Origin of the sequence: Pantoea sp. DY-5 (genome assembly GCF_019795955.1) — a bacterium.
Lineage (GTDB): Bacteria > Pseudomonadota > Gammaproteobacteria > Enterobacterales > Enterobacteriaceae > Pantoea > Pantoea leporis.
The window spans coordinates 279,625-305,092 of sequence record NZ_JAIMIE010000001.1 but is presented as its reverse complement, the minus strand read 5'-3'; the positions used below and the strand labels follow the sequence as shown (position 1 = coordinate 305,092).

The 25,468-nt window shown below is 54.6% G+C and carries 24 protein-coding genes; 12 read left to right on the top strand and 12 right to left on the bottom strand.

Going from position 1 to position 25,468, the window contains the following annotated elements:
* Nucleotides 1–233 precede the first annotated feature (233 nt).
* Nucleotides 234–1,700, top strand: a complete 1,467-nt coding sequence (gene wbaP / locus K5Y30_RS01465) for an undecaprenyl-phosphate galactose phosphotransferase WbaP (RefSeq protein WP_008110368.1) — start codon at nucleotides 234–236, stop codon at nucleotides 1,698–1,700.
* Nucleotides 1,701–1,813: 113 nt separating this feature from the next.
* Nucleotides 1,814–3,007 (top strand): multidrug effflux MFS transporter, encoded by a 1,194-nt coding sequence (locus K5Y30_RS01460; protein WP_222210328.1) that lies wholly within the window; start codon nucleotides 1,814–1,816, stop codon nucleotides 3,005–3,007.
* On the opposite strand, the gene dadX is transcribed toward K5Y30_RS01460, so the two are convergent.
* A complete protein-coding gene (gene dadX, locus K5Y30_RS01455) occupies nucleotides 3,000–4,070 on the bottom strand; it encodes a catabolic alanine racemase DadX (RefSeq protein WP_222210327.1) in 1,071 nt (356 codons plus the stop codon). The two genes, K5Y30_RS01460 and dadX, sit on opposite strands and share 8 nt — an antisense overlap.
* 21 nt (nucleotides 4,071–4,091) lie before the next feature.
* Nucleotides 4,092–5,393, bottom strand: a complete 1,302-nt coding sequence (locus K5Y30_RS01450) for a D-amino acid dehydrogenase (RefSeq protein WP_101764206.1) — start codon at nucleotides 5,391–5,393, stop codon at nucleotides 4,092–4,094.
* Nucleotides 5,394–5,886: 493 nt separating this feature from the next.
* Here K5Y30_RS01450 and K5Y30_RS01445 point away from each other — a divergent pair, with 493 nt between their 5' ends.
* Nucleotides 5,887–7,422 carry a SpoVR family protein gene (locus K5Y30_RS01445; RefSeq protein ID WP_101764205.1) on the top strand — a complete coding sequence of 512 codons (1,536 nt, stop codon included), beginning with the start codon at nucleotides 5,887–5,889 and terminating at the stop codon, nucleotides 7,420–7,422.
* Nucleotides 7,423–7,460: 38 nt separating this feature from the next.
* On the opposite strand, the gene fadR is transcribed toward K5Y30_RS01445, so the two are convergent.
* Nucleotides 7,461–8,180 (bottom strand): fatty acid metabolism transcriptional regulator FadR, encoded by a 720-nt coding sequence (gene fadR, locus K5Y30_RS01440; RefSeq protein ID WP_101764204.1) that lies wholly within the window; start codon nucleotides 8,178–8,180, stop codon nucleotides 7,461–7,463.
* A 320-nt stretch (nucleotides 8,181–8,500) separates the two neighbouring features.
* Between fadR and dsbB the strand changes: the two genes are divergently transcribed.
* The gene (gene dsbB / locus K5Y30_RS01435) at nucleotides 8,501–9,031 is read left to right on the top strand and encodes a disulfide bond formation protein DsbB (protein ID WP_222210326.1); all 531 of its coding nucleotides are present in this window, start codon (nucleotides 8,501–8,503) and stop codon (nucleotides 9,029–9,031) included.
* Between the two features lie 39 nt (nucleotides 9,032–9,070).
* Here the strand turns inward: dsbB and K5Y30_RS01430 are convergent, their stop codons facing one another.
* The 3 genes from K5Y30_RS01430 to K5Y30_RS01420 form a co-directional block, all read right to left on the bottom strand.
* Nucleotides 9,071–9,517 carry a YcgN family cysteine cluster protein gene (locus K5Y30_RS01430; protein WP_008110381.1) on the bottom strand — a complete coding sequence of 149 codons (447 nt, stop codon included), beginning with the start codon at nucleotides 9,515–9,517 and terminating at the stop codon, nucleotides 9,071–9,073.
* Nucleotides 9,518–9,581: 64 nt separating this feature from the next.
* The gene (locus K5Y30_RS01425; protein WP_101764202.1) at nucleotides 9,582–10,241 is read right to left on the bottom strand and encodes a fumarylacetoacetate hydrolase family protein; all 660 of its coding nucleotides are present in this window, start codon (nucleotides 10,239–10,241) and stop codon (nucleotides 9,582–9,584) included.
* A gap of 267 nt (nucleotides 10,242–10,508) precedes the next feature.
* Nucleotides 10,509–10,784: a YcgL domain-containing protein gene (locus K5Y30_RS01420; protein WP_110866280.1), complete on the bottom strand. Its 276-nt coding sequence runs from the start codon at nucleotides 10,782–10,784 to the stop codon at nucleotides 10,509–10,511.
* Nucleotides 10,785–10,937: 153 nt separating this feature from the next.
* Between K5Y30_RS01420 and minC the strand changes: the two genes are divergently transcribed.
* From minC to minE, 3 genes are read left to right on the top strand one after another with little or no spacing between them, the layout of a single operon-like run.
* Nucleotides 10,938–11,648, top strand: coding sequence for a septum site-determining protein MinC (gene minC, locus K5Y30_RS01415; protein WP_176970025.1), 711 nt, complete (start codon nucleotides 10,938–10,940; stop codon nucleotides 11,646–11,648).
* Between the two features lie 33 nt (nucleotides 11,649–11,681).
* Nucleotides 11,682–12,494: a septum site-determining protein MinD gene (gene minD, locus K5Y30_RS01410; RefSeq protein ID WP_007889662.1), complete on the top strand. Its 813-nt coding sequence runs from the start codon at nucleotides 11,682–11,684 to the stop codon at nucleotides 12,492–12,494.
* 3 nt (nucleotides 12,495–12,497) lie between these two features.
* Nucleotides 12,498–12,767, top strand: a complete 270-nt coding sequence (minE, locus tag K5Y30_RS01405; protein ID WP_007889661.1) for a cell division topological specificity factor MinE — start codon at nucleotides 12,498–12,500, stop codon at nucleotides 12,765–12,767.
* Nucleotides 12,768–12,822: 55 nt separating this feature from the next.
* On the opposite strand, the gene rnd is transcribed toward minE, so the two are convergent.
* From rnd to K5Y30_RS01380, 5 genes are all read right to left on the bottom strand, one after another.
* Entirely contained in the window at nucleotides 12,823–13,944 is a 1,122-nt protein-coding gene (rnd, locus tag K5Y30_RS01400) for a ribonuclease D (protein ID WP_222210325.1), read from the bottom strand.
* A gap of 98 nt (nucleotides 13,945–14,042) precedes the next feature.
* Entirely contained in the window at nucleotides 14,043–15,719 is a 1,677-nt protein-coding gene (fadD, locus tag K5Y30_RS01395) for a long-chain-fatty-acid--CoA ligase FadD (protein ID WP_222210324.1), read from the bottom strand.
* A 209-nt stretch (nucleotides 15,720–15,928) separates the two neighbouring features.
* Entirely contained in the window at nucleotides 15,929–16,522 is a 594-nt protein-coding gene (locus K5Y30_RS01390; RefSeq protein ID WP_176970028.1) for a Slp family lipoprotein, read from the bottom strand.
* Nucleotides 16,523–16,582: 60 nt separating this feature from the next.
* Nucleotides 16,583–17,281 (bottom strand): tRNA (adenosine(37)-N6)-threonylcarbamoyltransferase complex dimerization subunit type 1 TsaB, encoded by a 699-nt coding sequence (tsaB, locus tag K5Y30_RS01385; RefSeq protein ID WP_222210323.1) that lies wholly within the window; start codon nucleotides 17,279–17,281, stop codon nucleotides 16,583–16,585.
* A gap of 51 nt (nucleotides 17,282–17,332) precedes the next feature.
* The gene (locus K5Y30_RS01380) at nucleotides 17,333–19,243 is read right to left on the bottom strand and encodes an ATP-dependent DNA helicase (protein WP_222210322.1); all 1,911 of its coding nucleotides are present in this window, start codon (nucleotides 19,241–19,243) and stop codon (nucleotides 17,333–17,335) included.
* 124 nt (nucleotides 19,244–19,367) lie between these two features.
* Between K5Y30_RS01380 and K5Y30_RS01375 the strand changes: the two genes are divergently transcribed.
* Nucleotides 19,368–19,712 (top strand): RidA family protein, encoded by a 345-nt coding sequence (locus K5Y30_RS01375; protein ID WP_061718729.1) that lies wholly within the window; start codon nucleotides 19,368–19,370, stop codon nucleotides 19,710–19,712.
* A gap of 17 nt (nucleotides 19,713–19,729) precedes the next feature.
* Here K5Y30_RS01375 and K5Y30_RS01370 read toward each other — a convergent pair whose 3' ends face one another.
* The gene (locus K5Y30_RS01370; RefSeq protein ID WP_222210321.1) at nucleotides 19,730–19,924 is read right to left on the bottom strand and encodes a YoaH family protein; all 195 of its coding nucleotides are present in this window, start codon (nucleotides 19,922–19,924) and stop codon (nucleotides 19,730–19,732) included.
* A gap of 110 nt (nucleotides 19,925–20,034) precedes the next feature.
* Between K5Y30_RS01370 and pabB the strand changes: the two genes are divergently transcribed.
* The 4 genes from pabB to K5Y30_RS01350 all read left to right on the top strand — a co-directional run bounded on the left by pabB (nucleotide 20,035) and on the right by K5Y30_RS01350 (nucleotide 25,433).
* Nucleotides 20,035–21,393 carry an aminodeoxychorismate synthase component 1 gene (pabB, locus tag K5Y30_RS01365; protein ID WP_222210320.1) on the top strand — a complete coding sequence of 453 codons (1,359 nt, stop codon included), beginning with the start codon at nucleotides 20,035–20,037 and terminating at the stop codon, nucleotides 21,391–21,393.
* A 1-nt stretch (nucleotide 21,394) separates the two neighbouring features.
* Nucleotides 21,395–21,964, top strand: coding sequence for a CoA pyrophosphatase (locus K5Y30_RS01360; RefSeq protein ID WP_222210319.1), 570 nt, complete (start codon nucleotides 21,395–21,397; stop codon nucleotides 21,962–21,964).
* 322 nt (nucleotides 21,965–22,286) lie between these two features.
* Nucleotides 22,287–23,651 (top strand): L-serine ammonia-lyase, encoded by a 1,365-nt coding sequence (locus K5Y30_RS01355; protein ID WP_101764191.1) that lies wholly within the window; start codon nucleotides 22,287–22,289, stop codon nucleotides 23,649–23,651.
* Between the two features lie 219 nt (nucleotides 23,652–23,870).
* Nucleotides 23,871–25,433 (top strand): EAL domain-containing protein, encoded by a 1,563-nt coding sequence (locus tag K5Y30_RS01350; RefSeq protein WP_222210318.1) that lies wholly within the window; start codon nucleotides 23,871–23,873, stop codon nucleotides 25,431–25,433.
* The last annotated feature ends 35 nt before the right edge of the window (nucleotides 25,434–25,468 follow it).

Below are 25,468 nucleotides of genomic sequence, written 5' to 3'. Positions count from 1 at the left end.
AGACTATTTCCATATTAACTCTGTCAAATAACTCCTGCATACTCTTAAACGTTGCTGCAGCTTTTCGTGACGTTCATCACGTCTCAAACGGTCCTTTCCTTGCAGCGCTTATGGCAGCACTGACTTATATCTCGCTGAAAGAATTATTCTTTCCATTTTTCAGCGGACCACTCCTGAGCGCGTACTTGATTCTGGTCAGGCCATCTTTTACTTAAGAAAAGAGAGCAGGTTTTATGGCAAGTACTTTGATAATGAATGATGCAACCCGCTCGTGGAGCGGACTGCGCAAAAACCTCATCGCAAAAGTCGCACTTAGTTTCTCGGATTTAATTGCATTAAATCTGGCATTGTTTTTATCTGCCGCCACCGTTCAAGGTATTTGGGGCGAACTGGATACCTTTATTCCGCCCCAGCAGATTGAATACCGGTTTATTGCCCAATTTAGCCTTTCTATTCTTTGCACCGCCTGGTTCTGGGTGCGTATGCGTCACTACACTTATCGCAAGCCGTTTTGGTTTGAACTGAAAGAAGTGATTAAAACCCTGTTCGTCTTCTCTCTGCTTGATCTGGCGTTGATTGCCTTTTCAAAATGGGACTTCTCGCGCATGGTTTGGGTGTTCAGCTGGACTTACGCCCTGCTGCTGCTGCCGCTAATGCGTGCCGTGGTAAAACGCGCCATCAACCGCGCCGGTCAGTGGCAGAAGGAAACCATTATCATTGGTTCCGGTAAAAATGCCATGGAAGCCTATGCGGCACTGCAGAGCGAGGAGATCCTCGGTTATAACGTGCAGGCGTTTATCTCGCTGGATGATGACCAACAGCATGAGAAGGTTAATGGCGTTCCGGTGATCACCTGGAAAGACATCAACTGGCAAACCATGGACCGTGACAACACGCAATTTATCGTCGCCACCGAATTTGAGCAGCAAGTGGTGCGCGATAAATGGCTGAAGTTCCTGTCCAAAATGAAGTGCCGTTCAATTTCCGTGATCCCAACGCTGCGCGGCGTGCCGCTGTATGGCACCGATATGTCATTCATCTTCAGCCATGAAGTGATGATTTTGCGCGTCAGCAATAACCTGGCGAAACGCTCTTCGCGCTTCCTGAAACGCACCTTCGATATCGTGGTGGCATCCATGCTGCTGCTGTTCCTCGGACCGGTATTTGGACTGCTGTGTGCGATGGTGAAACGTGACGGCGGCAATGCGATTTATGGTCATGAACGCGTTGGGCAAGATGGCGTGAAGTTTAAGTGCCTGAAGTTCCGCTCAATGGTGACCAACTCGCAGGAAGTGCTGCAAAATTTGCTGGCGACCAGCGAGGAAGCGCGTGCCGAATGGGACCGCGATTTCAAACTGAAAAACGATCCGCGTGTGACCAAAATTGGTAACTTCCTGCGCAAAACCAGCCTTGATGAGCTGCCACAACTGTGGAACGTGATTCGTGGCGAAATGAGTCTGGTCGGTCCGCGTCCGGTGATTGAAGCAGAACTGGAGCGTTATGCCGGTGATGTGGATTACTACCTGATGGCGAAACCGGGCATGACCGGCTTGTGGCAGGTCAGCGGACGTAACGACATCGACTACGATACGCGCGTCTACTTCGATTCCTGGTACGTGAAAAACTGGGCGTTATGGACTGACATTGCAATTCTGTTCAAAACCGCTGGCGTAGTGGTTCGTCGCGACGGCGCTTACTAATACCCTCGAGGCGGTGCCTGTGCACTTCGGCAGGCATCGCTTTTATTATCCCTTTCTTTTTCCCCTAAGAGTCATTACCCTTCCGGATTGTTTAACAGGTCGTCCGGTTCGTAATGCAAAAATTCACCTTAATACTTCTTAGCCTGGTGCTGCTGGCGCCGCTTGGCATTGATCTTTACCTCCCGACATTGCCGCAAATCGCCGAAGGTCTTAACAGCCCGGTGAGCCTCATCCAAATCACTATTCCCCTGTTTTTATTGGTGATGGGCATTGGCCAATTGATCACCGGTCCGCTGGTGGATAATTTTGGTCGTAAGCCGCTTGCGTTGATTGGCCTCGCGCTTTATATCATTGGCAGCGCGATTGCCGCCACCAGCACGCTGTGGCCAGTGTTCTTCCTCGCCCGCATCATTCAGGGCTGTGCCGTGTGCTGCACTGCGGTGGTGGCCTTCAGCGGCGTGCGTGACCGTCTCAGTGGCGAGGATGCCGCACGCGCTTACGGCTTTCTCAATGGTGCGCTGAATATCGTTCCCGCGCTGGCGCCACTGTTGGGTGGGATCCTCGCCGAAGCCTACGGCTGGCGGATGCCGTTCTGGTTCCTGTGCGGCTATGCGGTGGTGATTGGGCTGATTGTGCTGCTGTGGCTGCCGGAAACGCGTCCAGCGGACACCTTACGCGTTAAAGGTTTACCGCTGGCGCAGTACGCTGCCATCGCCCGTGAACCGCGCTTTCTCGCCTTTGCCTTTGCGAATGCCGGCGCGCTGGGCATGGTGCTGACCTATGTGTCGCTGGCACCACATGTGCTGATGACCGAAGGCGGCCTGACGCCGCTGCAATTCTCCTTCGCCTTTGGCGCCAACGGTTTTTGGATCATGCTGGTCAGCGCGTTCGTGAACAAAACCATTCGCAAAGCGGGACGCCCGTTCTGCCTGGCGATGGGTTTCGCCACCATGTTGATTGGCGCGATTCTGCTGATGATGGGCACCACGCTGTTACCGGCGACGTGGCAAAACCATTGGGCGCTGTACATGATTCCCGTGGCGGTTTCCGTTGCCGGCCTGGCGTTCACGGTCGGTCCCGCCACCAGCTACGCGCTGGAGCCGTATCAGCAGCAAGCGGGCGTGGCCTCAGCACTGCAGGGATTTATTCAGATGGCGTGTGGTGCGGGCGGCAGCATGGCAATCGTGGCATTGCCCGTTGCGGAGAAGTCGTCACTGGCCTTGATGATGCTGCTGGGTGCAGCGCTGGCGATGACTGCCTGGCGCTGCAGTAAGAAAATGCACGGTCGCGTGACCGCGCTTAAATAACCTCAACCGGAACGCGTGGCGCGAGCGCGCACATCAGCTCGTAGCCCACCGTTCCGGCGGCTTTTGCCACCTCATCGATCTTCACCTGATTGCCCCACAGCTCCACCTTCGAACCGATGCCGGCCTGCCGGCAAGGTTCCAAATCGATCATCATCATGTCCATGGAGATGGCGCCCAGCGTTTGCGTGCGTATGCCATCCACGCTGACTGGCGTGCCGGTGGGTGCGTGACGCGGATAACCGTCGGCGTAACCACAGGCGACGATGCCGATACGCTGCGTGCCGCTGGCGTGATAGCGATAACCGTAACCCACGCCGTCACCGGCATTCAGCTGCTGCACGCCAATGATTTCGCTGGTGAGCGTCATGACCGGCTGCAATCCGGTGCTGGCGATATCCTGCCAGTCGCCGCTCGGTGACGCGCCATAGAGAATAATGCCGGGACGCACCCAGTCAAAATGCGCTTCAGGATGCCACAGCGTAGCCGCAGAGTTAGACAGGGAACGCGGACAATCGAGCCCTTCCGCCGCCAGTTCGACGCGCTTCATCGGCTCAACTAATCCTTGCGGATTCTCTGCATCAGCGAAGTGCGCCATCAACGTCATTGCACCGACGTTCGGCAAAGCGCGCAGTTTTTGCCACGCCGCATGAGCCTGCTCAGGACGGAAACCAAGCCGGTTCATGCCGCTGTTGATTTTGAGGTACACATCGACCGGTGCCGACAGCTGCGCTTTTGCCAGCGCCTGAATCTGCCAGTTGCTGTGCACGCTGGTGGTGAGGCGGTAACGATCGATTAGCGCTAAATCCTCGGCATGAAAGAAACCTTCCAGCAGCAGGATCGGTTTTTTCCAGCCCTGCTCACGCAGCAGGATCGCCTCTTCCATATTCAGCAGCGCGAAACCATCGGTTTCTGCCAGGCTTTGCCACACGCGAGCCACACCGTGACCATAAGCATTGGCTTTTACCACCGACCAGACGCGTGATTGCGGGGCCGCCCGGCGAACAACGGCCAGATTATGACGCAGTGCCTGTTGATTGATGGTGGCACCGGTTGGACGTGACATGCTTTTACTCTCCCTGAGGTCTCAGCGCGCCGCGCTGGCGTTACGCAGTGGCGAAGAATGTGGCTCAAAACCTGGCAGGTAGCGCAGCACTGACAAATCATCTGCGGCAATCGCCGGTTTCTGACCAGAAATTAAATCAGCCAGAAGCTGACCGGAACCACAAGCCATCGTCCATCCCAGCGTACCGTGACCGGTATTGAGATAGAGATTGGAGAGCGGCGTGCGCCCGACAATCGGCGTACCGTCTGGCGTCATCGGACGCAATCCGGTCCAGAACGTGGCCTGTTCGACAAAACCGCCTTCAGGATAGAGATCGCGGACCACCATCTCCAGCGTTTCGCGTCGTGCCGGCAACAGTTTGGTGTTAAAACCAACAATTTCTGCCATGCCGCCCACGCGAATGCGATCGTCAAAGCGCGTTACCGCCACTTTGTAAGTTTCATCGAGGATGGTGGAAACCGGTGCGGCATCGGCATTCTTGATTGGAATTGTCAGCGAATAGCCTTTCAACGGGTAAACCGGGATGGCCAGAATGTCTTTCAGCAGCGCGGTTGAATAGGAACCGAATGCCACCACGTAAGCATCGGCTTTGATCACTTCATCGCCACACTTCACGCCATAAATGCGATTGCCCTCACGCAACAACTGATCAACCGAGGTGTTGTAGCGGAAGGTTACGCCCGCCGCCGCTGCCATCGCAGCCAGACGTTGGGTGAACAGTTGGCAGTCGCCGGTTTCGTCGTTAGGGAGACGCAAACCGCCGGTGAGTTTATGCGCCGTGGCCGCCAGCGCAGGTTCGACATTTTTGAGCTGATGCGCTTCCAGCAGCTCATAGGGCACGCCCGCATCGCGCAGCACGGCGATATCTTTGCTGGCACTTTCGAACTGTTGCTGCGTGCGGAAGAGCTGCAGCGTGCCGCCCTGCCGACCTTCATAGGCAATGCCGGTGCTGGCGCGCAGCGTTTTCAGGCAGTCGCGGCTGTACTCCGCGATGCGCACCATGCGGCTTTTATTCTCTTGATAGTGCTGCATGTCGCAGTTACGCAGCATATTCCACATCCATTCCAGCTGGAACTTGCTGCCATCGAGACGAACTGCCAGCGGCGCGTGACGCTGGAACATCCATTTGACCGCTTTCAGCGGAACGCCCGGCGCCGCCCAAGGCGCAGCATAGCCCGGTGAAATCTGTCCCGCATTACCGGCGCTGGTTTCCAGCGCGGCGGCAGGTTGACGATCGATAACCGTGACCTCATGTCCGGCCTGCGCCAGATACCATGCGCTCGCTACCCCAACCACACCACTACCAAGAATCACTACGCGCATAAGCCCCTCGTCGCAGCAAAAGAATAATTAACTATTAACCCAGCCCAACACAGCATAACCCGACCGCTATTGAAATCTTACATTCGACCGACTTATTTCACATGTTTTTTACCTGACTGCACACTGAAATCATGCAACAGCGGCAAAATCAGGATTTTTTATGCCTTAAATCCCTTAATCAGCCATTTATTATGCGGAAGGGAGCGGTTTTGACTTTTTTCAGGAGAAAGCGCCGCAGTCATACAATCCACTTATAAACAGAGCATTATTCTGCTAAATGAATAATATCCAACATTTGCCATCAGTATTGGCTTAACTAACGCTTTTTGAATGATTTTCTGCCAAAAGAATTCGATTGAGATTCAGTTTCGGATAGGCGACAGTGGACTATCATTGAAGTGTTCGCTCAGTTTTTTGGGCCATCTTTACTCAGGATGAGGCCTTAAACGATCGTGACAGGTAACTCCTGCCGCTTGCAAAACAGAGGTGCGCTATGACGACAATCTTTGACGAGCCAACCCGCAACAGTAAACGACTCAGTGATGGTCCCGACTGGACCTTCGAACTGCTGGATGATTATCTGGCGGAAATTGACCGCGTAGCCAAAAGTTACGGACTGGAAACCTATCCGCACCAAATTGAAGTGATCACCTCCGAGCAGATGATGGATGCCTACTCCAGCGTGGGTATGCCGATCAACTATGCGCACTGGTCGTTCGGCAAGAAATTCATCGAAACGGAACAGCGCTACAAGCATGGTCAGCAAGGCCTGGCGTATGAGATCGTCATCAACTCCAATCCGTGTATCGCCTATTTGATGGAAGAGAACACCATGACCATGCAGGCGCTGGTAATGGCGCACGCCTGTTACGGTCACAACTCTTTCTTTAAAAATAACTATCTGTTCCGCAGCTGGACCGATGCCAGTTCGATTGTGGATTACCTGCTGTTTGCGCGAAATTACATTACCGATTGCGAAGAGCGCTATGGCGTAGAGGAGGTTGAGCGTCTGCTCGATTCCTGCCATGCGTTGATGAACTACGGTGTGGATCGCTATAAGCGTCCGCAGAAAATTTCGCTGCAGGAAGAGAAAGCTCGCCAGCAGAGCCGCGAAGAGTATTTGCAGAGTCAGGTGAATACGCTGTGGCGTACCCTGCCGCGTAAAGAGAAGGAGTCGGTGCACGTTGAGGCATCGCGCTACCCTTCTGAACCGCAGGAAAACCTGCTCTATTTCATGGAAAAAAATGCGCCATTGCTGGAATCCTGGCAACGTGAAGTGCTGCGCATTGTTCGCAAGGTCAGTCAGTATTTTTATCCGCAGAAACAGACGCAGGTAATGAACGAAGGCTGGGCCACGTTCTGGCACTACACCATCCTTAATCATCTGTATGACGAAGGCAAAGTTTCGGAACGTTTCATGATGGAGTTCCTGCACAGCCACACCAACGTGGTGTATCAGCCGCCGTATAACAGCCAGTGGTATAACGGCATCAACCCGTATGCGCTGGGCTTCGCGATGTTCCAGGATATCAAACGCATCTGTCAGACACCGACCGAAGAAGATCGCTACTGGTTCCCGGACATTGCCGGTTCGGATTGGCTGAAAACCCTGCATTTCGCCATGCGCGAATTTAAGGACGAGAGCTTTATCAGCCAGTTCCTGTCACCAAAAGTGATGCGTGATTTCCGCTTGTTCACGGTGATGGATGATGACCGTAACAATTTCCTCGAAATTGCGGCGATCCATGATGAAGCAGGTTATCGCGCCATTCGTCAGCAGCTGTCGGCGCAGTACAATCTGAGCAATCTGGAACCTAACATTCAGGTCTACAACGTGGATTTGCGTGGCGACCGCTCACTAACGCTGCGTTATGTGCCGCAACAGCGTGCGCCGCTTGATAAGAGCCGCAAAGAAGTGTTGAAGCATGTGCATCGTTTGTGGGGCTTTGATGTGATTCTGGAACAGCAGAATGAAGACGGCAGCGTCGAGTTGCTGGATCGTTCGCCCACGCGCGGCCCAACGTTGTAAGGCAAAAAAAACCGGACTGTCGAAGTCCGGTTTTTCTTTTATCGCTTGCTGGCTAAATCGTCCGGCATGCTTTTCTGCATCTTGTGCCAAATCTCACCGCTGCGGCGTCCGTATTCACGCACGCTATCGACAATCTGCTCCTGCGAAGGATTAGCCACGCACAGGTCAGCCAGCTGGCGATAGAAGTTACGCGCCAGTTCACGCGCTTCCAGACTGGAGAAGTAGTGACGACCCACGCGGGTATACAACCCTTTCAGGCCATTCAAAATCAGACCATAAATCGGGTTACCTGATGCAAACGCCAGGCCGCGGAACACGCGATAATCCAGCTCGGTATAGGCTTCGGCTTTGTCTTCCTCGATCAGTGCATTTTCCAGCACTTCGCGCGCTTTATCAGGATGATGACGCAGCGCACGGCTGATAAAAATCGAAGAGATGTTAGTCCGCACCGACAGCAGATTATCAATCAACTGTGGAACGCTATCGTGATCGAGTCGGGCCAGGGTTTCGAGGATGTTTAAACCGGAGGTTTCCCAAAAATCGTTAACGCGCGTCGGTTTGCCATGTTGAATGGTTAACCAGCCATCGCGCGCCAGACGCTGCAACACTTCACGCAACGTGGTGCGGGTCACGCCAATAAGTTCAGAAAGCTCACGTTCGGCAGGTAGAATGGATCCCGGCGGAAAACGACTGTTCCAGATGCTTTCAATAATATACTCTTCAGCAAATCCCGCGGGGCTCTGCGCCTTAATCACCATAGCATTTATTTCTCGTTGCTTTCTTTATCGTAATGCGACTCATCATACCAGAGCGGCTATAGCGGAAATAGCCTGCCAACCGATTAAAAGCGCGCGCTGGCGCAAAATTCAGCCGTGAATTCAGACGAAACGACGCTGGCAAGCACACGTTTGCGCTGCGCCTGCGGCTTGCACTTATCGGATGAAGCGCATGACCGGATCTTTTTTGGCCTCAACGCGACTTAAGTCATTTTTGTACATGATTTTTTCCCTTTACCTGGCTGGCACGGTTGCGCTTTTGGTTTACACTGCGAAACATTAACGGTTACAGGAAAAGCAATATGTTGCGATATTTGAATCAATGCTCGCGTGGACGCGGTGCCTGGCTTCTGCTGGCCCTAACGGCGCTAGCGTTTGAATTGACGGCGTTGTATTTTCAGTATGTCATGGGGCTGCAACCCTGCGTAATGTGTATTTATGAGCGTTGCGCGCTGTTTGGCGTGATGGGCGCGGGCATCGTGGGTGCGATTGCGCCAAAAACCCCGCTGCGCTGGGCGGCGATCCTCATCTGGATTTATAGCGCGATTGAAGGCACTCGCCTCTCTTACGATCACACCATGATTCAGTTGCATCCCAATCCGTTTGTCACCTGCGACTTTGCCGCTCGTTTCCCAACCTGGTTGCCACTGGATAAATGGTTGCCTTCGGTGTTTGTGGCCAGCGGTGACTGCGCCGAGCGCGGCTGGACTTTCCTGACCTGGAGCATGCCGCAGTGGATGATCGTGATTTTCGGCGCTTATCTGCTGGTGGCGCTGCTGGTGTTGATTTCACAACTGTTCAAACCGAAACGCCGCGATCTGTTCGGACGTTAACACCAAAAAAACAGGCAGCCTTGGCTGCCTGTTTTATATTTAACCGTTGCGATCCGGTCGATCGATTATATGCTCTTCCCAATCCCGCACTTCACTCTCACGCACCGCAATAAAACGCACTGAAATGCGCTGCGCATGCATCGCCTTTTTAGAACCGGCGATCAGCGGATGCCAGGCCGGCAAGGTTTTGCCTTCCCCTAACACGCGATAGGCGCAGGTACGTGGCAGCCATTCAAAGCTGGTGAGGTTTTCACGCGTCAACTTGATGCAATTCTCTTCTAACTCAAAACGATGCTCGTAGTTACGGCATTGGCAGGTTTTGATATTCAGCTGATTGCAGGCCACGTTGGTGAAGTAGATTTCGTCGGTATCCGCATCCTGCAACTTATTCAAGCAACATTGGCCGCAGCCGTCGCACAGGGATTCCCACTCTGCGTCGTTCATTTGGTCAAGGCGTTTAGTCTGCCAGAAAGGTTGTTCAGTCATGATGGCGGTCCGGGTTAGCAAAGAGACCGCACCTTATAAAGGTTCAGGTGCGGTGATGCAAGTTTTACAGAACGCGCGTCGAAATACCGTGACCCGCCAGCGACACTTCAAGCTTGTCGCCAGAACGCATCGGGCCAACGCCTTCAGGCGTACCGGTCAGCACCACATCGCCCGCGCGCAGAGTGAAATACTGGCTCATGTAGGCAATTAACGGCAGAATTTTGTGGATCATATCGGCGGTCGTCCCGTGCTGACGCACTTCGCCGTTAACCATCAGCTTCAGTTCGGTGTTCTGGGGATCGCCGCTAAACTCGGCAACCGGAATAAAACCGGACAGCGGACACGAGTTATCAAAACCTTTGGATTTTTCCCACGGTTGGCCCGCTTTCTTCAAACCGGCCTGCACGTCACGTAAGGTCAAATCCAGCGCGACGCCATAACCGGCAATCGCCTTCGCCACATGCTCTTCGCTCGCCTGCTTCAGCGTCGAGCCAATCAGCACCGCCAGCTCAACTTCATGATGCACTTCACCAAAATTTGCCGGGATTGACAGCGGCTGGCGCAGATCGCACACCGCGGTTTCCGGTTTGATAAACACTACCGGTTCGGTTGGCGTGGCACTTCCCATTTCCTTTATGTGCTTTGCATAGTTGCTGCCGACGCAAACCACTTTGCTGACCGGATAATCCAACAGAGCGCCCTGCCAGTTACGATGCTGATACATGCTATTCCCCTGCTTTGGTTGTGTTTGCCGCCAGTGCATCTGGCGATGAAGTCTGGCTCAGTGCCGGAACGCGGCAGGCTGAGGTGGAATATATTAGCGGGTTTATGGCGGCAGGCGTGGCGGAAATTGTCAAAAGTCATTAATCGTGTACAACAAAATCAGCTAAACGCCCGGATAATTGCCCGCAATAAAAGGTTAAAGCGGGCAGTTAATTAACGCAAATAGCACTGATTATTTCTACAGGATATATTTACAGAGGAATCTGAATTAATCTTTTTTACCCTGATCGAGATGAATGTTGAGCAGACTTTCAACCGGCGGTGGAATTTGCAAATAAAAACCGTGGTCGCTTAAACCTTGCTTAACTTTATTGATATCCGCGTTAGCCAGCTTGTCACGTTTATCCAGTGACAGCACCATGGCCAGCTGGGGTTTGCCGAAGCCACGCAGCAGTTCTTCCGGCACCCGTGAGAAATCGTCTTTTTTTTCAACATAGAGATAAGTCTGTTCACGTTGCGGGCTTCTGTAGATCACACAAAACATATTTTTTACTCGAATTAACCGATGGCGTCACTTGCCTGAATATAGCAGTAACTATAACATGCTTGCAGAACTTCGAATATTGACCGTTTGATGTTATTGCCGATTTTATCGGCGAGCATTTAAGGGTCGTAAAACAGGACTGAGTCAGCACAGATGTCGCAAACGCCAATCGAATTCAAGGGAAGCAGTTTTACCCTGTCAGTCGTTCATCTGCATCATTCGCAACCCGAGGTGATTCGTCAGGCGCTACAGGACAAAATCGATCAGGCACCGGCCTTTTTGCTGAATGCGCCGGTGGTGCTGAATGTTTCAGCGTTAACCGGCGACATTAACTGGAAACAGATGCAACAAGCGGTGATGGCGACCGGTCTGCGTATCGTGGGTGTCAGCGGTTGCAAAGATGAAGCCCTGAAAAAAATGATTGCCCGCGCAGGTTTGCCGGTCCTTTCTGAAGGTAAAGAGAGCCGCAAACAAGCCGCTGCGCCGGTCGCTGTAGCCGCACCAGTTGTTCCGGCGGTGGTGGCTGATGCCGCCAGTAAAACCCGCATCATTAATACGCCAGTGCGTTCGGGCCAACAGATTTATGCGCGCAATGCCGATCTCATCGTCACCAGCAGCGTGAGCGCCGGTGCCGAACTGGTCGCCGACGGTAACATCCATATTTACGGCATGATGCGCGGTCGCGCGTTGGCCGGCGTCGGCGGACAACGCGACAGCCAGATTTTTTGCACCAACCTCGCCGCAGAGTTGGTCTCTATTGCCGGGGAATATTGGATGATCGATCAAATCCCGGCGGAATTCTTTGGTAAAGCGGCGCGCCTCAGCCTGATAGAGGGCGCGCTTACCATTCAGACACTTAATTAAGCCCCTTTTCTTTCGTTAAGGAAATCAACATTTATGGCACGCATTATTGTAGTTACATCGGGTAAAGGGGGCGTTGGCAAGACCACGTCAAGCGCGGCCATCGCTACCGGGTTAGCGCAGAAAGGCAAAAAAACCGTCGTCATCGATTTCGATATCGGTCTGCGTAACCTGGATTTGATCATGGGCTGTGAACGCCGCGTGGTGTATGACTTTGTAAACGTCATTCAGGGCGATGCAACGCTGAATCAAGCGCTGATTCGCGACAAGCGCACAGAGCAACTCTACATTCTGCCGGCTTCACAGACGCGCGATAAAGATGCACTGACGCGTGAAGGCGTTGAAAAAGTGCTGAACGATCTGGCGGCGATGGAGTTCGACTTTATCGTCTGTGACTCACCAGCAGGTATCGAAACTGGCGCGCTGATGGCATTGTACTTCGCCGATGAAGCCATCATCACCACCAACCCGGAAGTCTCTTCAGTACGTGACTCCGACCGTATTCTCGGCATTATCTCTTCGAAATCCCGTCGTGCAGAGAACAGCCAGGATCCGGTGAAAGAGCATCTGCTGCTGACCCGTTACAATCCTGGCCGCGTAACCCGTGGCGATATGCTGAGCATGGAAGATGTGCTGGAAATTCTGCGCATTCCTCTGGTTGGCGTCATCCCGGAAGATCAATCTGTCCTGCGCGCCTCTAACCAGGGTGAGCCGGTGATCCTCGACGCAAACGCTGACGCCGGTAAAGCCTATGCTGATACCGTAGATCGCCTGCTTGGCGAAGAACGCCCCTTCCGCTTTATCGAAGAAGAGAAGAAGGGTTTCCTTAAACGCCTGTTCGGGGGATAACCAATGGCATTACTTGATTTCTTTTTATCCCGTAAGAAGAACACAGCCAATATAGCCAAGGAAAGGCTGCAGATTATCGTAGCCGAACGCAGAAGGGGCGACAGCGAGCCCCACTATCTGCCGCAGCTGAAGCGCGATATTTTGGAAGTGATCTGTAAATACGTAAAAATTGACCCGGATATGGTGACCGTTCAGCTGGATCAGAAAGGGGATGATATCTCTATCCTCGAGCTCAACGTAACGCTGCCGGAGCCGGAAGACGTTCCTAAATGATTAAAGCGGTATCCTGATTTTCCCCTGCGGTGTTGCGCAGGGGAAAATGCTCGCGTTAAAGTGCCTGCAAAATCTCGTCGATACCTACTTTCAGCAAATCGCCCCGCCAACCTGTCTGTAACTCAGGTGTGCGCGACGCGTTTTTCAATCCCCAATACACACTCAGTACCTGATTAATCTGGCGACGTGATGCCAGCAGTTCCTGGCTGAAACCACTCTCTTCACTCACCTGTTGCACCAGCGCTTTAATGGCTTTAAACGCCTGCTTGTAGTGTGGGTGGTCGATCAGATTGGGCAGCGGCTGCGGCAAGGTCGCTTCATCCTGCGCCTGCGCTTCAGCCACCAGCGCCACCATCGCTTTACCGTGGAAGCGGATTTCATGGCCGTTCAGCCCTAAATGATCCAGCTCGCCAAGGCTGCCCGGCATAAAGCGCGCCACTTTCCACAGATTCTCTTCGCGTACCACGAAGTTCACCGCCATATCTTTCTGACGCGCGAGGTTTAAACGCCACGCGGCCAGGCGCTGCAACGCCGCCAGCTGACGCGGACGCAGTTGCCACGCATTGGTGATGTCGCGCCAGGCTTCTTCCGGTTGCAGCACATCCAGGCGGCGCTGGCACAGCATATTGCATTCGCTTAACGCCGCCGCCATGTTGCCGGCTTCTTCAGTTTGCGCCACCAGCTGATGGGCAATCGGCAGCAGATAGGCGACATCGGCAGCGGCATATTCACATTGACGTTCGGTCAACGGACGCGCCAGCCAATCGGTACGCGATTCGCTTTTATCCAGCTCGATTTGGTTGAAATGCATCACCATCGAGGCAAAGCCCCACGACAACGCCTGGCCGGTAAATGCCGCCAGAATTTGCGTATCAATCATGGGATCGGGCAGGCATTTAAAGCGATGCAGGAACACTTCCAGATCTTCGCCACCGGCGTGCAGGAATTTGGTGACCTGCTTGTCCTGCAGCAGCGCCACAAACGGCGTCCAGTCACTGATATTAAGCGGATCGATCAGGATCAACTGGTCGCCATCAAACAGCTGAATCAGGCCGAGCTGCGGATAGTAGGTGCGTGTGCGCACGAATTCGGTATCCAGCGCCACGGCGGCATGCTGGCGTGCTTTCTCGCACACGGCGGCCAGTTGGTCATTTTGGTCGATCAGGGTGTAATTCACGTTGTCTTTCTCGCTGCGGCAAACTACGCGCAGCGCTCCATGTTAAAAGCAATAAAAACGCCGGACTGTGCCGGCGTTAACCTGAGGAGAATGGCGCGTTACTGCCCTTCTCGCTTCGCCTCATCACGCAATTCGCGACGCAAAATTTTGCCCACGTTGGTCTTCGGCAACTCGTCACGAAACTCGATAATCTTCGGCACTTTGTAGCCGGTGAGCTGGCGACGGCAATGATCCAGCACTTCTTCTTTCGTCAGTGAAGGATCTTTCTTTACGATGCACACCTTTACCGCTTCGCCCGACAGATCGCTGGGAACGCCAATCGCCGCGGCTTCACGCACTTTCTCATGCTGCATCAGCACATCTTCGATCTCGTTAGGATACACGTTAAAGCCTGACACCAGAATCATGTCTTTCTTACGATCGACGATGCGAATAAAGCCTTCGCTATCAACGGTAACAATATCACCGGTATGCAGCCAGCCATTTTTCAGCACTTCATCGGTAGCGTCGGCGCGCTGCCAGTAGCCGGTCATCACCTGCGGTCCGCGAATACACAGCTCGCCCGGTTCGCCTGGCGCCACATCCTTGTCTTCATCATCAACGATGCGCACATCGGTGGACGGCACCGGCAAACCGATGCTGCCGGTATGACAGGTAATGTCATACGGATTCACTGACACCAGCGGCGAACACTCGGTCAGGCCGTAGCCTTCCAGCAGATAGTGTCCGGTGAGTTTTTCCCAGCGCTCGGCAACCGCTTTTTGCACCGCCATGCCGCCGCCGGCTGACAGGCGCAGCGTAGAGAAATCGAGCTTATTGAAATTGGCATCATTCAGCAGCGCATTGAACAAGGTGTTCACGCCGGTAATGGCGGTAAACGGGAACTTGCTGAGCTCTTTAACAAAGCCGGGAATATCGCGCGGATTAGTGATCAGCAGGTTGGTGCCGCCAAGGTCAAGGAACAACAGCCCGTTCACCGTCAGCGCGAAGATGTGATAGAGCGGCAGCGCGGTCACCACTTGCTCTTTGCCCGGACGCAGCAGCTTGCCGTAAGTAGCTTTAGTCTGTTCCAGATTAGCCTGCATATTGCGGTGCGTCAGCATCGCGCCTTTGGCCACGCCGGTGGTACCGCCGGTGTATTGCAGGAAAGCGAGATCGTCATTGGTCACGGTTGGGCGCTGATAGGTCATCTCTTCGCCCTGCGACAAGGCGCTGCGGAACGGGACCGCGCCCGGCAGATGGTATTTTGGCACCAGCTTTTTCACGTATTTAACGACGAAGTTCACCAGCGTGGCTTTCACCGGCGCCAGCTGATCGCCCATACGCGTTAACATCACATGTTTGATCGGCGTTTCGGCCACCACTTTTTCCAGCGTGTGGGCAAAGTTCGAGACGATCACTATGGCGCTGGCGCCGCTATCAACGAGCTGATGCTTGAGTTCACGCGGCGTATAGAGCGGATTGACGTTGACCACCACCATGCCAGCGCGCAGTACGCCAAACAGCGCGACGGGATATTGCAGCAGATTGGGCATCATTAGCGCCACGCGATCGCCCTGCTTCAACCCTAAACCTTGCTGCAGCCAGGCGGCAAAGGCGCGGCTCTGCTTTTCCAGCTGCCGATAGGTCATCGGCTGGCCCATATTGATGAAAGCCACCTGATCGGCGTATTGCTCTGTTGCGTGCTCGAAAAGATCGACCAGAGAAGCGTAACGATCCGCATTAATTTCCGCAGGGACATCTGCCGGATAGCGTTTGAGCCAAACCTTATTCAAAGAATCACCCCGATAATCCTGTTGCGTAGCCATCGCCGCCTCGACAATCAATGTTGTTAACAATATTTTAACTGATTGTACCAGTTTGCCTGTTTCGGCATTTTCAGGTTGCGAAGCGCATCACTAAATTTCGCGCATCGGTTGCGCGCCCAATAAAAAGGCCCGTTCGCAAGCACCGCGACCGGGCCGTAAATAACACAATTAATAGCTTACTCGGTGAGGATAGTTTGCACCTGCGCCGGTTGGCCGAGGTTCATGCCCCAGTACGGATTGGGTCCCCAATATCCGGGACGATGGCGCGTTGGGCCATACCAGATGTAGGGATCAATCGGCTGCGGCGGCGTCATCACCTGTTGCGTCAAATGCCAGCGCTGATAGCCGCGCACATCGATCACCACAAAGTTGTAGCTGGCCTTACCGATATCGCCTTTCTCGATGCCTTTGATGTTGCCCAGCACCGTGATGTATTGGTTATTCAAATCCACCGGATCAACAAAGCCGCGGATGTCGGCAAAGATGCGGCCAACTGAGGCTGCACCTAAACGCGGACGCGCGCTCTCATCCAGCGGTTGGGTCGCAATCTCCACGCGCGTTAAGCCGTTAAGATTGGTGACTTTCACCACTTTCCCGCCGAAGCGTGATTCCTGGCCGACAAACAGTTGCGGCGCGTTCATCACGCGCAGTAAATCTTGCTGTGGAAGCTCAGAACTTCCTTTAATTGAATCTGGCACCGAAACACAGCCGCTGAGCAGCATTGCGCAGGCTAACAGAGCGCCAGACATCCCTTTACGACTTATTGGCATAGCACTTCTCCTGTTATTTCTCTGATTAGACTGAGCACGCGAAGATAAGTTGCGCGCGGCCTAGCGTCCCGGCAACTTTTTCCATGCCACTTCATTGCGCAGATAAACCGGCTCGGCATTCTCCACCGCAACCGCTTCATCACGCTGCCAGGCGCTGAGCGCCAGCGGCAGCATATCTTCCGCCGCCGGTAACAATACCTCTGAGGCAATAAGCTGCGCGCCTGGCGAGGTGAGCAGATGCGGATAGGCTTGCCAGCCGGTGCCAACAGCCGTCCATTCGCCACCTAATGCGGCAATACGTTGCTGCGCCACGTCGGGTTTGATCACCGCTTCGGTTTCCACACCCTGCCATTCACCGTTTTCGTCGCGCTGATATTCAGCCCAATAGAGTTCGCCCATGCGCGCGTCGATTGCGGCCAGCACGCGCGTCGCGCCGGTCAAACGCCACGCGCCCTGCGCCATGGTCGCTAACGAGGAGACGCCAATCATCGGCAGATTCGCGCCAAGCGCCAGCCCTTGAGCAATTCCAATGCCGATACGCACACCGGTAAAACTGCCCGGTCCACGGCCAAACGCCAGCACGTCAAGCGCGGTCAGCTCCAGCTGCTGCGCCTGCAACAGCTCCTGCACCAGCGGCAGAATACGTTGGGTGTGATCGCGCGGGGCGATTTCAAAGCGGGCATCAATCTGCTGCAGATTTTGCAGCGCGGCAGAACAGGCTTCTGTCGCCGTGTCCAGGGCTAAAATTCGGGCGGACATAACAACCTCAGAGAGTCAAAATGGCGCGCATCTTATCACAGCCTGGCACAATTAGTGATCCACTGGCTGACGGACAAATTCGATGGCGCGCGCAATATCGCGGGTGCGCGGCGTGGACGGCAAACTGTTCAGGAACAGGCCGCCGTAGGGGCGAGAAACCAGGCGCTGATCGCAAATCACCAGTACGCCGCGATCTTCGGTATCACGAATCAAACGCCCCACGCCCTGTTTCAGGGTGATTACCGCATCGGGCAGCTGCACATCATTAAAGGGATCGCCGCCGCGCAGGCGACAATCTTCCATGCGGGCTTTGAGCAGCGGATCTTCCGGCGAGGTAAATGGCAGCTTGTCGATGATCACCAACGACAGCGCATCGCCGCGTACGTCAACACCTTCCCAGAAGCTGCTGGTGGCGACCAACAGCGCGTTACCGGCTTCCAGGAACTGCTTTAGCAGCTGTCCTTTACTGGTTTCACCTTGCAGCAGTACCGGCAACGTCATGGAAGCACGGAATTCGATGGCTAACTCGCGCATCATCTTGTGCGAGGTGCAGAGGAAGAAGCAGCGGCCTTTGTTGGCATCAATCAGCGGCTTCATCATGCGCGCCAGCTGGCGCGCGCCGCCGGGATGATTGGGTTCCGGCATGTTGCGCGGCACGCACAACAGCGCTTGCTGGGTGTAATCGAACGGGCTATCGAGGATCATCGTAGTAGCGTTATCCACGCCAAGGCGGCTGGAGAAATGGCTCATCTGCTCATTCACCGCCAGCGTGGCAGACGTGAAAATCCACGCGGCTTTGCGGTTATCCATCACTTCCCGGAAGCGTTCCGCCACCGACAGCGGCGTCAGCGCCAGCGTGAAATGGCGGCTATTGCACTCATACCAATAGCTGAAGCCGGGCTCGTCAATGGCGCGCAGCCGTTTCAGGCGCGTGCGATACAGCGCCGCGCGCTCAAAAGCGGCGTCCAGCAGCGCGGAGCGCCCCAGCGACAGTTTGATCACGTCGTAACAGAGTTCGAGCGCATCATCCAGCAAGGTAAACATGCGCATGATGTTGTTATCGCTCAGCAGATCGCGCAGATTGCCGCGAAAACCCGGTTCGCCGAGCGTCAAACGAAAATCCTGCGCGCACTGCGCCAGACGATCGGCAGATTTCTGTAGCTGCTGCACATCCCGCACTTCGGTGCGATAGGCGATGATGATGTCTTTGGCGAGGTCCTGCAGTTGACGGCTCGACAGCTGCTGACCGAAATACTGGCTGGCGATATCGGGGAGCTGATGCGCTTCATCGAAGATCATCACATCGGCCTCCGGAATCAGTTCGCCAAAGCCGCCCTCTTTCACCACCAGATCGGCAAGAAACAGATGATGGTTCACCACCACCACATCGGCGTCCATGGCTTTTTTGCGCGCTTTGACCACGAAGCAATCTTTATACAGCGGGCAATCGCTGCCGAGGCAGTTATCGTTGGTGCTGGTGACGAACGGCCAGATCGGGCTGTCTTCGGCCACGCCGTTGCAGTTGCTGACGTCGCCATCGGTGGTTTCTGACGACCAGCCGCGCACGCTGATCAAATCGCCCAGCGCCTGAACGCTGAGATCGCCGCCGGTTTGATTCTGCTGCTCAAGACGTTCGAGGCATAAATAGTTGGAGCGCCCTTTCAGCAGCGCAGTTTTGCCGCTGAACTTCAGGGCACGCGCGATGGTAGGCAGATCGCGATTATAGAGCTGATCCTGCAACGCTTTGGAACCGGTGGAGACAATGACTTTTTTCTTTGCCCGCAATGCCGGCGCCAGATAGGCATAGGTTTTACCGGTTCCGGTGCCCGCTTCTACTACCAGCTCGCCGCCTGTTTTCACCGCCTCGGTTACCGCTTTGGCCATTTGGCGCTGTGCTTCACGCGGTTTAAAGCCCGGAATTGCCTGCGCCAGTGCGCCATCAGCTGCAAAATCGTCTGCCACACTTCCTCACATCAAAAATTAAAACCACTGTAATTATGTCAGGATTCCCGGCGGGCAACCACAACAGATGACATGCGCCCCTGGGATATGGCAGGCTAGCGCAGCAAAATTAAAGGAGAACAGCATGACCATTACGCGTATTGATCCAGAGCACCGTATGTCGGAAGCCGTGGTGCATAACCAAACCGTCTATTACACCAGCGTACCGGAAAACCTGGATGAAGATGCGGAAGCGCAAACCGCCAATGCGTTGGCGGTGATTGACGCCATTCTGACGCGCGTGGGATCGGATAAGAGCAAGATCCTCGACGCCACCATTTTTCTGGTGGAGAAAAGCGATTTTCCGGCGATGAATCGCGCCTGGGATGCGTGGGTTTCGCCAGGCAATGCGCCGGTGCGTTGCACCGTGCAGGCCGGTTTGATGAACCCGAAGTACAAAGTCGAAATTAAAATCATCGCCGCGCTGTAAAATCCGTTCGGGCGTTATTAGTTGTCGTCTTCTTCATCCTCGTCGTCTTCGAACATCGCCCGAATGGCTTCACCTTTATAGGTTTGACGAATCTCCTGCGCCACCTGCGCAATCGCCTGTCCGCTCGACATACCGCCCGCCATCAATTCCTGGATGCGTTCAACCGCTTGCTGCTGTTGCTCATGGGATAACGCTGGAAGACCTGTAAACATAATTCACTCCTGGTGCATGGGGGACGCATTATTACCACGTGGAACAAACGGGTGCCAGCAACAAAAAAATATGTCAGGCTAGCGACCTGCTTGCTGAAGTGATTTGTCCCATGATGGTAAAAAGCCTCGTTCTGAAGTATACGCCCGAAACGCTGTTAGACCTTTTTGCTCCGCTAGCCCACCAACGCTGGGCGATGTTGCTGACCTCCGGCCAGGCCGATCACGCGGATAATCGCTTTGATATCCTCACCGCCGATCCGCGCGCGACGCTGACTACACGCGGTGCCAGCACCGAAATTATCTGCGGTGATGACGTCATTCACTCCGCCGCCGATCCGCTGCTGCTGGTGCAACAGCAATGTGCCGCGCTGGGCTTCACGCCAGCTTTTGATGCCGGATTACCGTTTCAGGGCGGCGCCCTCGGCCTGTTCGGTTACGATTTAGGACGACGCTTTGAAAACCTGCCGCAGCGCGCGCTGCAGGATCTCACCACGCCGGATATGGCGGTAGGCATTTATGACTGGGCGCTGATCGCCGATCACCATATGCAAAAACTGACGCTGGTTTCGCTCAGCGATGCCGGGCAGCGCTGGCACTGGCTGCAAGCACAAACCGCGCCGCCCGCCGAGCCTTTCGCCTTGACCAGCGAGTGGCAATCCAACCTCAGTTATGACCAGTATGCGCAGCGGTTCCACGCGGTGCAGGCCTATATTCAAGCCGGTGATTGCTATCAGGTGAATCTGGCACAGCGTTTTCAGGCGGGCTATCGCGGTGATGAGTGGCAGGCATTTTTGCGTCTTACGCAGGCGAATCGCGCGCCGTTCAGCGCCTTCCTGCGTTTGCCGGACAGCGTGCTGCTGAGTTTATCGCCTGAGCGCTTCCTCGCTTTACAGCAGCAGGAAATAGAAACGCGTCCGATTAAAGGTACTTTGCCGCGTCTTGCTGATGCCGAGGCCGACCGTTTGCAGGCAGAGAAGCTCGCCAACTCGCAGAAAGATCGCGCTGAGAACCTGATGATTGTCGATCTGCTGCGCAATGATATTGGCCGCGTGGCCGTGCCCGGCAGCGTCAGCGTACCGGAACTGTTCGTGGTTGAACCTTTCCCGGCGGTGCATCATCTGGTTAGCACCGTGCGTGCGCGTTTGCCTGAGACGCTGAGTGCAACCGACCTGCTGCGCGCCTGTTTCCCCGGCGGTTCAATTACCGGCGCACCGAAGATCCGCGCGATGGAGATCATCGAAGAGTTAGAGCCGCATCGCCGCAATGCGTGGTGTGGCAGCATCGGCTACATCAGCCTGTGTGGCCGTATGGATACCAGCATCACCATTCGCACGCTGATTGCGGAAAACCATCAGCTTTACTGCGCCGCCGGTGGCGGATTAGTGGCAGACAGCGACCTTGATGCCGAATATCAGGAAACCTTCCATAAGGTGAACCGTATTTTGCCCAGCCTGCGTGATGGGACCTGAAATGAATTTAACCCTTGAGCAGTTCCTCAGCCGCTTTGTCCTGCAACCGCCGCTGCACGTGCCGAAAAGCGCCATCAGCGGACGCCGTGCGGCGGTGCTGGTGCCGGTGATCGACGGCGCAGAACCTGGCTTGCTGCTCACGCGCCGCTCATCGCACCTGCGTAAACACGCCGGGCAAGTCGCCTTTCCCGGCGGCATGCAGGATGCCACTGACACCTCGCTGATCCACACCGCACTGCGTGAAGCGCAGGAAGAAGTGGGAATCCAGCCGGAACAGGTGCAGATCATCGGCGTTCTGCCGCCGGTGACCAGCAGCACCGGTTTCGCCGTTACGCCGGTAGTTGGCATTATTCCGGCTGATTTTGCTTTGCAGCTCAATCCGGACGAAGTGGAAAGCGCCTTTGCCATGCCGCTGGCGGAAGCATTGCGTTTGAGCCGCTACAGCGATCTCACCTTGCGCCGTGGTCATCGCCAACATCAGGTTTGGTTATCCTGGTACGAGGATTATTTTATCTGGGGCATGACCGCCGGGATTATTCGTGCGCTCGGTCAACAAATCGCCCTGCCGTAAATCGCCTAATGCTTGCCAGTTAAAATATCTTTTTGCTTTAGATCTGATGCGAGCTCTGGCAAAGGTGCCCTTTTCAGCAGCACACACTGAAGCTTCGGAGCAGGCCGGGGCCCTTTTGGGCCGGCAATCCGCAGCGCTGAACGTTAGCCTTTCGCCGGGAAAACCGATCCGCTTCACAACTGTACAAACGGATAACTATTTCTGGGGTTTATAATTAGTTTATTTCATGCGAAAAGCTGCTCGTTATACGGCATGGGCGATTACTATTAGCCGCATAAACGGCTTATGCCGTGCAGAATAAGATTTGTGAGGAGTGTCACCGGTGATTAGTGTTTTTGACATGTTTAAAGTGGGCATCGGCCCATCCAGTTCACATACCGTCGGCCCGATGAAAGCGGGCAAGCAGTTTGTTGATCTGCTGGCCGAACAAGGCAAATTGCAGGACGTGACGCGCGTGGCGGTTGACGTCTATGGTTCGCTGTCGCTCACGGGCAAAGGTCACCACACTGATATCGCGATTATCATGGGACTGGCGGGCTTCGAACCGGCCACCGTCGATATTGATGGCATTCCTGCGTTCATTAAAGACGTGGAGCAGCGCGAGCGTCTGCTGTTAGCCAACGGCGCGCGTGAAGTGGATTTCCCCCGTGAAGGCGGCATGGTGTTCCGCAGCGAAAACCTATCGCTGCATGAAAACGGCATGACGGTATTTGCTTTCGCGGGCGATCTGCTGATTCTGAGTAAAACCTACTACTCCATCGGCGGCGGTTTTATCGTCGATGAAGAGCATTTCGGCCAACCGGTGTTGAACGAAGTTTCCGTGCCATGGCCTTTCCACTCTGCTAAAGAGCTGCTCAGCCACTGTCGCGAAAGTGGGCTGTCGCTGTCCGGTTTGGTAATGAAAAACGAACTGGCGCTGCATACTCGCGACGAGATTTACGCCTATTTTGGCAACGTGTGGCAAACCATGCAGGCCTGTATCGATCGTGGTCTGAATACCGAAGGCGTGCTGCCGGGTCCGTTGCGCGTACCTCGTCGTGCGGCTTCACTGCGCCGTCTGCTGGTGTCATCCTCAAAGCACTCGAAAGATCCGATGGATGTGATCGACTGGGTGAATATGTTTGCGCTGGCAGTGAATGAAGAGAACGCGGCCGGCGGTCGTGTGGTGACGGCACCTACTAACGGTGCCTGCGGCATCGTGCCAGCGGTGCTGGCCTATTACGATCACTTTATCGAACCCGTTACGCCCGATATCTTCATCCGCTACTTCCTCTCTTCTGGTGCGATTGGCGTGCTGTATAAAATGAACGCCTCTATTTCGGGTGCCGAAGTGGGTTGTCAGGGCGAGGTGGGCGTGGCGTGTTCCATGGCAGCCGCCGGTCTGGCGGAACTGCTGGGCGGCAGCCCGGAACAGGTGTGCGTGGCGGCGGAAATCGGCATGGAACACAATCTGGGATTAACCTGCGATCCAGTCGCCGGCCAGGTTCAGGTGCCGTGCATTGAGCGTAACGCCATCGCTTCCGTAAAGGCCATTAACTCCGCGCGCATGGCGCTGCGCCGTACCAGCGAACCACGCGTGTCGCTGGATAAAGTGATTGAGACCATGTACGAAACCGGTAAGGACATGAACGCTAAATACCGTGAAACCTCTCGCGGCGGATTAGCGATAAAGGTCCAGTGCGATTAACGCTTCGCTGGTGATTTAAACAACAGTTGGCTATTTTTATTCATCTGTAGCTACCTCCAACTGAGTAAAACAGATACATTGATTTCGAGCGCGGCCCTTTGTGGCCGCGCTTTTTTTAGTGCCGTATTTTTTATTCAGCCGCGCTAAACCTGGCCGCCTCAATGCCGATAACCTACACGTTAATTTGGCTTCAATCTTTGTTTTGCAAGGTGGTTACTGATGCTCATTCCCCAGCAATTTGTGGGTCAATTTCGCCGTAAGCGACTGCTTATTGCGTTAGTGATCGCCTCGCTGGTTCTGGTCCTGACGCTAACTTTTCGTTATATCGAAGAGAAATCGCGCATTGAGCAGCAGTCGCTGAATTTCGCAACCCGCGCGATTGAACGCTTTGATCGTATGTTCTCGCCGCTGGATGTTTCCGCCAACAACACACTCGGTCTGGTTGGCGTACCTTGTGCGCAAGTGCGTTATCCGCTGATTGAGAAAATTGCCGCGCTGCAAACCGTGCGCACCGTGCTGCTGGTTAAGGACGACGCGCTCTACTGCTCCAGCATTTTCGGCCCGCAAAACCTCTCCTTCAGCCAAACCTATCCTGAATTAGCTATCAATAATCAGCGCATGATGTTGGCCACGGACAGTGATCTGTTGAAAGGATCGCCGGTGCTGCTGCTGTGGACGCCAAAATCGCTGGATAATCGCGAAGGTCTGCTGCAAGTCATTAATATTGAATTGATGACCAATTATCTGCTGGAGCCGCAGTTGCCGTGGGTTGAGCGCGCCATTTTCAACGTGGGTGGTCAGAGCCTTGAATACGGTAATCCGCTGATTGAACAAACTGAACCGTCTGAAGATGAAGTGGCGTACGATCAGGCATCACTGCGTTATCCGTTTAGCATCACCTTGTACGGCCCTTCTCCCGCCCGGCTGGCGCTTAACACGCTGCCTTCACAGCTGCCGCTGGCGCTGATGCTGAGCCTGCTGATGGGTTACATCGTCTGGCTGGCGACCGCCAACCGTATGAGCCTCAGCTGGCAGATCAGTTATGGCATCACTGCCAACGAATTTATGGTTTATTGCCAGCCGCTGATTAACGCCAAAAGCGGCGAGTGTGACGGTATGGAGCTGCTGCTGCGCTGGCATAACCAGCGTCAGGGCTGGATTGCGCCGGACGTGTTTATTCCGCTGGCCGAACGGCAAAATCTGATCGCGCCGTTGACCCGCTTCGTGCTGGCGAAAGTCGTGGCTGAGCTGCCCAATCTGCCGCAATGTCCGTCGTTCCACATTGCGATTAACGTTGCCGCCAGCCATTTTCGCGATCGCGCCATTGTGGAAGATCTGCAAAATATCTGGTGGCCGGCCAATCCCATTCCAAAACTGGTGGTTGAGCTGACGGAGCGTGATGCGCTGCCCATCATCGATCAATCGGTGGTGTCGCAGCTGCATGAGATTGGCGTGCGTCTGGCGATTGATGATTTCGGTACCGGCCACAGTTCGCTGGCTTATCTGAAAGACCTCAAACCGGACGTGCTTAAAATCGATAAGATTTTCACCGCCGCCATAGGTACCGATGCGATTAACGCTACCGTCACCGATATGGTGATTTCGCTGGCGCAGCGCCTGAATATTTCGCTGGTGGCGGAAGGTGTGGAAACTGCCGAGCAGGCGCATTATCTGCGTGAGCGCGGCGTCGACCATCTGCAAGGCTATTTCTACGCGCGCCCGATGCCGATTGAAGATTTCCCGCAATGGCTGGAGCAGCATCAGGCGCAGCTTAGCGCATAAAAAAACGGCCACTCCTTTTGGGATGGCCGTTTTTG